Raw genomic sequence first — 8,871 nt, 5'->3', positions numbered from 1 at the left:
TGCTTCGGGGGCAAAAGCCCCTCGCACTCTGCGACCGCTGCCCCTGCTTCGGTTCGCTGTTTCCGCCACTGGCGGCGCTCACCTTTGCAGCATCCAGTATTATCTGCACTTTTGGCTTAGCATCTGCCGCACCTCGCTCGCCGTATCGGCACTTAGAATTATGCGGTATTGCCTTAACCGATAAAATTACAAATAAGGCATGCACTGCCGGAAGCTGAACAGAGGTTCAGCCGGGGCGGTGCATGCCTTTTGTGTTGTGGGGGATAATCGATAAAAATCAGTACAGCATGGTGTCATCATCCACGCGGTACACATGGCCGTCTTTTTCATACACTTCAATGTAATAGTCGCCGTCCGGGGATTTTTCGGACCAGGTTTGCTGTTCAGACACAGAATAATTCTGAGAATCCGAAGATGCAGAAGAAGCGGAAGATTCCGAGGTGGAAGCGACAGTGGGAGTGGAGGACTGCGATACAGACGGTTCGTTTTTAGAAGCTGTACAGCCTGCAAGTAAAAGGATTGCTGCGCTTGTACAGAAAAGGCCAAAAAATTTTGAATTATTCATAATACAAAGTCCCCTGGTACCAAACAAGATAATAACCAGCGTCGTGGGGGTGCTTCAGAATTTCGTGATTATTGTTGCGGATAAAGGGCGAATAGACTGGGCAAGACATGAATAGGCAAGGACGAAAACAAGGACTAAAGATAACAGGAGCGAGAATATTCTTTTTCCTGCCACAAAAACACCTCCGATAAGATTTATTTAAGAGCTCTTACCCAATACAACAAGGTTTTTGGCAAAGGTGTGACAGGAAAAGAGAAAAAAATTGAATTTGTGAGAGTGACTAAAAAATAATTTCCATAATTGTGCAGCATGCGATGCTTTAGGAAATGCTTTCTGCTACAAGGTATAGATCTGTTAGAGAGAGTTCCCCAAGAATGGAGTGATAGATACCGTCTTTTTCCCAAATAAGCGCGTAGCTGACATGCCCCTGTATATTTGTTGTGCCTAAAGTGGCAGGGCAATCGTTAACGTTGGTTTCCTGCCATACGGTATGCTCATTATCAAAGGTGGAAATAAAGCTATCGTTTATAGTGACGCAATCAATAAAATAAATTCGATCATCGGCAGAGTGATAAGAACGGAAAAACTGATAGGAGTCACGCAATTCACTGGATTCATCCAGCACAAACCCCTCCGGCACATAATGGTCACAATAATTTTCCGGCAATGTATCCAATGGAGTGCCATCCACAGAATAAGTGACCTGCATTTCAATGGGCAAAAAGCGCAGGAGGGCAGTGTACACCGCGTGGCGGGCTTCGGCGCTGACGGCAAGGGTGCCTGCCAACAGGGAGGCAGCCAGCAGCACAACGGCCAACGCACGGTGCAGCGCTTTTTGGGGATGGTGCAGGGTGTGCAAAGCACGGGTTATGCGGGCGTCCAGAGAGGAAGTATCCGGGTATAGTTCTTTCAGCGCGGCGGGGGTGGGCAGGGCGGCCAGTTCCTGCCGGGCGTCCTGCTCCAGAGCCACAGCAAGGATGGCGTCAAAACGATAGCTGCAATTATCTTTCATCGTGGAGCTCCTTCCACAGCAGTTTGCGCCCGCGGGCAATGCGCTGGCGAACAGTGGATTCCCGCAGGGCAAGTGCGGCGGCAATTTCGCGGTAGGTGTACCCTTGCGCCAGCAGCCGCAGTGGGTCGCGGTAAATGGGTGCAAGCTGCTGCACGGCCTGCATCAGGTGCTGGGCCTGCTGCTCATCAATCACCGCATCTTCGGGAACCGGGGCCGGGTCAGCATTGCGGTCAAGGTCCGGTTCTTCCTCGCCGGGGGCATCCTGCCGTTGGGCCAGCAGCAAAAACGCCCGGCTGCGTGTACAGCTGACAAGGTAAGCCGCAAACTTGTGCGGGTCCTGCCGGTGCAGGCGGGCAAAGTTTTTGGCTATGTACAAAAATACTTCCTGCGCTACATCCTCAGCAAGGTGCGGGTCGTGGACGATCTGGCAGGCAACGTGGTACACCAGCCGTTTATAGCGTTCATAAACAGCTTCAAAGGCTTCGGCGTTGTCGGCGCTGTCCAGTGCCGCAAGGTAGATGGCAAGCATGTAGGAATTCCCCCTGATGAAGTGTGTGGCACTATTATAACGCGGAAAAATAAAAACGCAAAGGGAAAATCATGCCCGGAAAAATCCTCCTTTTCTTTTCTCCGCCATGGTGCTATGATAGGAAACCGGACGTTATAAAAAATAAAGAGGGGATTGTTTTTGATGGAAAAGGAGCAAAGCGGAAAAACACTGTTCCGTGGGGAGCTGGCGCTGGTCATTGCGGTATTGGTCAACAGCTTTGGCGTGGTATTGATGCTGTACTCCGGCGCGGGAATTTCGGCCATTTCCAGCGTGCCGTATGCGTTTTCGCTGGCGTTCCCGGCACTTACGCTGGGAACCTGGACCTACCTGTTCCAGGGCACTTTGATTGCCAGCCTGATGATTATGCGCCGCAAATGGGTGTGGCCGTACCTGTTCAGCTTTGTAGTGGGCTTTGCGTTCAGTGAGCTGCTGGATGTGCACGAATTGTGGATCGATGTTCTGCCCCACACATTGCCCTGGCGGGTGGTGTATTTTGTGGTCAGCTACCTACTGATCTGCTTTGGCATTGCGCTTTCCAACCGGTGCGGGCTGCCCATTGTGCCCACCGACCTGTTCCCGCGGGAGCTGGCGGACATTACCAAGGTGCCGTACCCGCGCATTAAAATCGGCTTTGATGTAACCTGCCTGGCTATTACGGCGGGCATGACCTTCTTCTTCCTGGGCCGCCTGGAAGGGCTGGGCATTGGCACCATTGCCGCGGCGTTCACCATGGGCAAGGGCATTGGCCTGGTGGGGGACCTGCTGGACAAGCACTTTTATTTTGAAAACTACAAGACCCTGCGCACCGCTAAGAACAAACAGTAAAATATGCAAAGAACAACGGCCTGCCGCACAAGCGCATTGCTTGCAGCGGCAGGCCATTATTCTTTATTATTTTATTCTATATTAGTGCTGGATACTGTCGGGGTCAAAGTTGCGTGCCATCAAGGCAGAGATGGCGGGCAGCGCGGCAGCAATCAGGGCTTTGTCATGGTTAGGGGCCAGGCGGGTGGCGGAATCAAACAGCATGGTGTTTTCCTGTTGCGGGGTGCTGGCGGGCCAGGTGGGAATGCCGCTGTGCTGCGGGTTTCCGGTGCGGGCAAAGGCCAGAACGGCATCGAAAATCTGCTGTTCCAGCTGCGGGGTCACGCCGGAAATGTTGGCAGAAGGCACCAGCTCAGTATTATGGAAAACAAACGGGATATCGGAACAATGCCATGGGGCGCGGCCGCCCTCAATGGTGAAATCCTGATTGAAGAAATAGCTCCACACCGGGCCGGTTTCCGCCCGGCGGCGGATATAGCGCATGGTCGGCTCCCGGAACAGTACATCCAAAAACGGCAGGTCGGCGGCGCTGCGTTCGGGGTAGGCGGCGTGGAACAGCGGCAGCAGGGCATCCGCCGTCTGCTTGCCCAGCATTTTTTCGGCAAAGCCTTCGGCCTCGGCGGTGCTTATCTGCGCTTTGTTCAGGCCGAAGCCATTGAAGGCGGCAAACTCGCCAAACACGGTGCCCACCAAAAGGGGAATGCGGGCGGTTTCGGGGCGGAACGCATTTTCCAGCGGGTCACCCAGATAAAAGGCGTTGGGGTGTGGGGCGCAGCCGGTGTTTTTTCCGGCTGCTTTCAAGGCGGGGGCTACTTTATTATAAGCGGCGGCAAGCGCGGCATAGGGTACCGTTTCCAGTGCGGCGATATCCGCCGCGCCAAGCTCCGCCATCAGAGCCTCGGCGCAGTCCCGCCCGCTGCCGGTGCAGTCGGCCAGGCGGCCCAGAACGCCGCTCATCACAATACCTTTGTGGAACAGCCCGTCCGCGGCGGGGGTCTGCAGCAGGGTGGTCACCTTGGCGCCGCCGCCGGACTGGCCGAACACTGTCACATTGCCGGGGTCACCGCCGAACGCGGCAATATTATCCCGCACCCAGCGCAGCGCGGCGATGATATCGTCCCCGCCCGCGTTGCCGGAATTGGCGTATTCCGCCCCAAAATCCGAAAGGTCGAGATAGCCCAGGATGTTCAGCCGGTGGTTGATGGAAACCACCACGCAGTCCCCCAGGCGGGCCATGTTTTCGCCCTCGTAAGCGATCTGCTCAATGGAGGAACCGGCAAAGTATCCGCCGCCGTGCAGCCACACCAGCACGGGGCGGTGGGCGTCATCCAGCGCGGGGGTCCAGATGTTCAGGTTCTGGCAGGCTTCGTCCATCAGCCAATAGCGGTGGGGCACCAGCATTTCGCCGTTGGGCTTGGGCATTTCCAGCAAAGGGCAGACATAGCCGTAACTGGTGGCGTCCAGCACGCCGTCCCACACAGCTGGCTCCGGTGCGTGGAAGCGCCTGGCTTTGGCGTAAGGGATGCCCTTAAAGATATCCAGCCCGTCAAAACGGTAGCCGCGCACCGAGCCGCCGGTGGTGCGCACCAGCGGGGCATCGGCAGAACAAGAAAAAGTATGGGCCATAACAAACTCCTTTCCGGCAGTGGGCAAAAATGATACCTTTTTTGATGCTGGTTCTATTGTAGCAGATTTACGCGAAAAAAGAAGCCATGAACCGCCCGGACGCCAAGACCGTGCTGATGTTTGCACTTTCCGCCGATGCTTTTGTGGAAGATGAGCGGCTTTCTGCAGAGAGCGGGATGAACGGCCAATTTTGCAAAGCCGGTGGATTTTGCCGCATTGCAGCGCAGCATTGGCAAGTTTTTGCGCCAGCGCCGCGGGTAAGTGAGAGAACGAAGGTGTACCGGAAACACCGAAAATCCAACCTGTTTCTGCAAAGGCAGAAGCAATTTTGTGTTTGCGGAATATGCGTTATTTTCGTTGTTTTGAGCTACACCGTTAAGTGGGAATGCTGAAGAAGAGAAAAAACGTACATGGGCGGATGCTCCTTTGGGGAAAAGTCAGGCGGCAGTATACAGGGTGCCGCGGCGCTTCATCCAGCGGTAGGCCGCCACGCAGATCATGACGGATAACAGCGAACCCGCCGGTGCGGCCAGCCCCATAGGCAGCAGGGTTCCGGCAAACAGCCGGGAAGCCAGGTAGGACCCCGGAACGCGCACCAGCACAATAGCGATGATGTTGTGGAGAAAGCCGATGTAAGACTTGCCGCAGGCGGCAAAATACCCGGTAAAGCTGAAGTGGATCCCGGCAAAAATGGTATCCACAATATAACCGCGGATGTACTGGCAGCCCATCAGCACCACGGCGGCGTCGGTGGTGAAGCACCCCAGCAGCGGCTCGGCCACAAGCTCAATGACCAATACTACGGCAATGCCGTAACCGGTGGCGATCATGGCGGCGTATTTCAGGGTCTGGGCGGCGCGCTCCGGCTTGCCTGCGCCAAGGTTCTGGGAAGACAACGCCGATACCGCCGCCAGCATGGAGGACGGCACAATGAACATGGCGCTGATGATTTTTTCCACAATGCCCACGGCAGCAGAATCAATCAGACCGCGGCGGTTGGCAATGATGGTGATAATGATGAACGCGACCTGAATGCAGCCGTCCTGCACAGCGACCGGCAGGCCGATTTTAAGAATACGGCCCAGCACGCCTTTGCGCGGGCGGAAGTTCTGGCGGCTCAGCCGCAGGCCGGTTTTGTGCCGCCGGATGCCGAACAAGGCAACAATAACACTCAAGGTCTGCGAAAGGGTAGTGCCCAGCGCAGCACCCACCGGGCCAAGGGCCATGGGACCGATGAAAAGAATATCCAGCGCAATATTGGCGGCGCAGGCAACGGCGATAAAGTACATCGGGCTTTTGGAATCCCCCAAACCGCGGAAGATGGAGCTGATGATGTTGTATGCCGTGATGAACGGGATGCCGATGAAGCAGATGGTCAGATACTGCACCGTGCCGGGAACGGCCTCTGCCGGAACACCGATCAGGCCGACCAGCGGGTGCACTGCGGCCACCAGCACGGCGGTAAAACCGAGGGAGACCGCCATGAACAGGGTGACGGTGTTGCCGATGGCGGCTTCGGCATCGCGCATATTGCCTGCCCCCACGGCGTGGCCGATGATGACGGTGGAACCCATGGCAAGCCCAACAATGATAACGGTCAGCATGTGCATGACCTGGCTGCCGTTGGCAACGGCGGTGATGCTGTCCACCCCGCAGAACCGGCCGGTGATGTACAGGTCAGCCATGCCGTACAGCGTTTGCAAAAAGTAAGAGAGCAGATACGGCAGGGCAAAGGTCAGAATGGCTTTGAACACGCTGCCGGTTGTAAGATTTTTTTCCATGATAATTTCCCATCCTCAGTTGGTAATAGTCTAGGGTGTATCTGAAAAGTCGAAAATGTAGTCTATTTCTATAAACACAGCGGGATTTTTGCCTTAAATCCTGCTTGTGTTTGCAGGCGTCTGGATCCAGAGCCTGTTCACCTCCGCTGTTGTGCTGGTGTTCGCCGCCAGAAAGCTGACTGCCGCCATGCAGAGTGAAAAAGCATAAGCTGATTTTATTCTAACACAAGCCTCCTTACTTTGCCATCAATTTTGGATGGATTGGGAATTTAACAGAAAACCTCCGGCTGCATTGTGCGAGCAGCCGGAGGCTTTCTGTTTTAATACAATCTCATATAAAGAACATATGTTTTGATGCATTTGCTGACAAATCTGTGGCGGCAGAAAAACGTGTAGAACTAGACGATAAGACTTTTGGAAATATGATCAAGGAGAAAATCGACCGTATTAGCGCAGAAGAAAATGCCGGGTGCTGCGAGAGAATAAAATACCCAAGTATTATCGCATAAAGCAAGACAGTTATCTTACATTTCTCTCTCTTACAACATACAGCCACAGCAGCAGGCGCCCCCTTGAGGCAGGGAGCACGCCTGCTGTTTTGATAGAATAGAAACGTTTGATTTGCGGCAAAACAAAACACCGGGCGCCATATGGCACCCGGTGTTTCAGTTAAATAACCGGCGCAATCAAACCGGTATCAGAGGAGGAGAAAACAGCAAAATTAGTTTGCGCGGTACTGGGCCGGAAGCTGGTCGATGGTCTGCCATTTCTGCATGGCGTCTTCCAGGCTCATGCCGCCCGCAACAGCGTCGCGGCGGCAGGCGTTGACGGCCTGGATTTCTTTCATCTTTTCGCCGGTCAGGCTGTAGTTCTTCATGGCGAGCAGGGTAGCAGTCCATGCAATCATGGGGATGACGCAGAACAGAACGATAACAACCACGTTCATGCCGGGGGTGTACGGGTCGTACTGGGTGGGCAGGCTGTCAAGGCCGATAAAGCTGACGGCCACGCCGACCACGGTAGCGGACAGGCTGGAAACCAGCTTGTCAACCAGGCTGAACAGAGTGCCCATGATACCGGGGATATACTTGCCGGAGATGTAGGTCTCGTAGTCAGAGCAGTCGGCAACCATGGGAATGGGCATATCGGCAGTAGCGTAATAAGCGCCATAGCCAATGCCGAACAAAGCGATGAACAGGATGGTGTAAACGTTGATGGAAACCTTGCCGTCAGACATCAGAGACAGGGTGAAGGCATCGCCCTTGCCCCACAGGAGCAGCAGCACCAGAACGCCGATGTAGCAGATCAGCGCAACGCTGACATAGCGCATCAGGCTGGCTTTCTGGCCTTTCTTCTGGCTGGTGCGGACGGTGAGCAGGAAGAAGGGAACGCTGAACACATAGCCCAGAACCATCATGGGCAGGTACAGACCATCATAGTTGCCCATCATGCAGCCGTACAGCATGCACAGAACAGTGGTGTTGGTGGCAATGGAAAGTGCCAGCTTGCAGCCTGCACCAGCCACCATCAGGCGCTGCATGGGGTTGTTGCCCTTGATGATGGCAACATACTCAGCAAACTTGATCTTTTCGGTTTTCTGGCCGCCGATGCCAAAGTACTTCGGCTGGTCCTTTTCCCAGATGCCGATGACAGCCAGGATGGTCAGGGCGATGGAGATCACGATGCCGACAGGAGCCAGGGTGCGGAAGAAACCGGCGGAAGCGTAACCGCCCTCATAGTTTTTGGCCAGGATGGGGGCAAAGAACTGCATGGCGCCCATGCCCAGCAGGGAGCCGACGGTGTTGAAGATGGTGAACAGGGGGCGCTGCTTGGGATCGTTGGTCAGAACAGTCTGGCCGGAACGGGTGCAGGAAGTCTGGAAAGTGTAGCCGATGACCCAGATGGCGTACAGGGCTACAAAGGCAACATAACGTGCCCATTCCATGGAGGCGGGGATCAGCGGGGTCAGGCAGTACAGCACCAGGATGCTGACAGCCATGATGAGGTTGCCGATGACCATAAACGGGCGGAACTTGCCGAACTTGCCGTTGGTGCGGTCCATCAGGGCACCGATGATTGGGTCGGTAATGGCGTCAAACAGGCGCATGCCGGTGACCATCACGGAGGCGAAGATCATGCTCAGGGCCAGAACCTTGCTGCCGAAAGTGGCAATGTAGGAAAGCACCAGAACATAGTACACGTTGGTAGCGCCGTTGTTAAGCGGGAACAGCATCAGCTGGTAAGGTTTGGCGCGGTTGACGCTGGCAGACGCCGCAGAGTTTTGTTCACTCATGGGGGCATTCTCCTTTCATAACAAAGCCCCCGCCCCGAAACGGGCGGGGGCATAAACGATTTAAAAGGGGGAAGATGCGGAGGCTAAGGCAACACCGCATAATTCTAAGTGCCGATACGGCGAGCGAGGTGCGGCAGATGCCAAGCCAAAAGCGCAGATAATACTGGATGTCTTATCGAGCATTTTGGCAACGCAGATGCCGTGCCGCAGCTGCCGGAG

The 8,871-nt window shown here is 55.0% G+C and carries 7 protein-coding genes; 2 read left to right on the top strand and 5 right to left on the bottom strand.

Annotated features, from left to right (window positions below; genetic code table 11):
- Positions 1-884 precede the first annotated feature (884 nt).
- Both C4885_RS14105 and C4885_RS14100 read right to left on the bottom strand, forming a co-directional pair.
- Positions 885-1,577 (bottom strand): DUF4367 domain-containing protein, encoded by a 693-nt coding sequence (locus tag C4885_RS14105; RefSeq protein ID WP_114000945.1) that lies wholly within the window; start codon positions 1,575-1,577, stop codon positions 885-887.
- Entirely contained in the window at positions 1,567-2,106 is a 540-nt protein-coding gene (locus C4885_RS14100; RefSeq protein WP_114000944.1) for an RNA polymerase sigma factor, read from the bottom strand. The genes C4885_RS14105 and C4885_RS14100 overlap by 11 nt, the downstream gene beginning before the upstream one ends.
- Before the next feature lie 162 nt (positions 2,107-2,268).
- On the opposite strand from C4885_RS14100, the gene C4885_RS14095 reads away from it, so the two are divergent.
- Positions 2,269-2,952: a DUF6198 family protein gene (locus C4885_RS14095; RefSeq protein WP_114000943.1), complete on the top strand. Its 684-nt coding sequence runs from the start codon at positions 2,269-2,271 to the stop codon at positions 2,950-2,952.
- 81 nt (positions 2,953-3,033) lie between these two features.
- On the opposite strand, the gene C4885_RS14090 is transcribed toward C4885_RS14095, so the two are convergent.
- Positions 3,034-4,578, bottom strand: a complete 1,545-nt coding sequence (locus C4885_RS14090; protein ID WP_114000942.1) for a carboxylesterase/lipase family protein — start codon at positions 4,576-4,578, stop codon at positions 3,034-3,036.
- Between the two features lie 86 nt (positions 4,579-4,664).
- On the opposite strand from C4885_RS14090, the gene C4885_RS14085 reads away from it, so the two are divergent.
- Positions 4,665-4,970 (top strand): hypothetical protein, encoded by a 306-nt coding sequence (locus C4885_RS14085; protein WP_114000941.1) that lies wholly within the window; start codon positions 4,665-4,667, stop codon positions 4,968-4,970.
- Between the two features lie 45 nt (positions 4,971-5,015).
- On the opposite strand, the gene C4885_RS14080 is transcribed toward C4885_RS14085, so the two are convergent.
- Both C4885_RS14080 and C4885_RS14075 read right to left on the bottom strand, forming a co-directional pair.
- Entirely contained in the window at positions 5,016-6,359 is a 1,344-nt protein-coding gene (locus C4885_RS14080) for an MATE family efflux transporter (RefSeq protein WP_114000940.1), read from the bottom strand.
- A gap of 721 nt (positions 6,360-7,080) precedes the next feature.
- Positions 7,081-8,652 (bottom strand): MFS transporter, encoded by a 1,572-nt coding sequence (locus tag C4885_RS14075; RefSeq protein ID WP_114000939.1) that lies wholly within the window; start codon positions 8,650-8,652, stop codon positions 7,081-7,083.
- Positions 8,653-8,871: the final 219 nt, after the last annotated feature.

It is taken from the genome of Subdoligranulum sp. APC924/74 (assembly GCF_003324125.1).
GTDB classification, from domain to species: Bacteria; Bacillota; Clostridia; order Oscillospirales; family Ruminococcaceae; genus Gemmiger; species Gemmiger qucibialis.
This window is presented reverse-complemented; position numbering and strand designations above follow the sequence as displayed.

Excerpts from the sequence above, each read along its gene's own strand:
- C4885_RS14090 (WP_114000942.1), bottom strand. The coding sequence starts at position 4,578 with ATGGCCCATACTTTTTCTTGTTCTGCCGATGCCCCGCTGGTGCGCACC.
- C4885_RS14105 (WP_114000945.1), bottom strand. The coding sequence starts at position 1,577 with ATGAAAGATAATTGCAGCTATCGTTTTGACGCCATCCTTGCTGTGGCT.
- C4885_RS14075 (WP_114000939.1), bottom strand. The coding sequence starts at position 8,652 with ATGAGTGAACAAAACTCTGCGGCGTCTGCCAGCGTCAACCGCGCCAAA.
- C4885_RS14085 (WP_114000941.1), top strand. The coding sequence starts at position 4,665 with ATGAACCGCCCGGACGCCAAGACCGTGCTGATGTTTGCACTTTCCGCC.
- C4885_RS14095 (WP_114000943.1), top strand. The coding sequence starts at position 2,269 with ATGGAAAAGGAGCAAAGCGGAAAAACACTGTTCCGTGGGGAGCTGGCG.
- C4885_RS14100 (WP_114000944.1), bottom strand. The coding sequence starts at position 2,106 with ATGCTTGCCATCTACCTTGCGGCACTGGACAGCGCCGACAACGCCGAA.
- C4885_RS14080 (WP_114000940.1), bottom strand. The coding sequence starts at position 6,359 with ATGGAAAAAAATCTTACAACCGGCAGCGTGTTCAAAGCCATTCTGACC.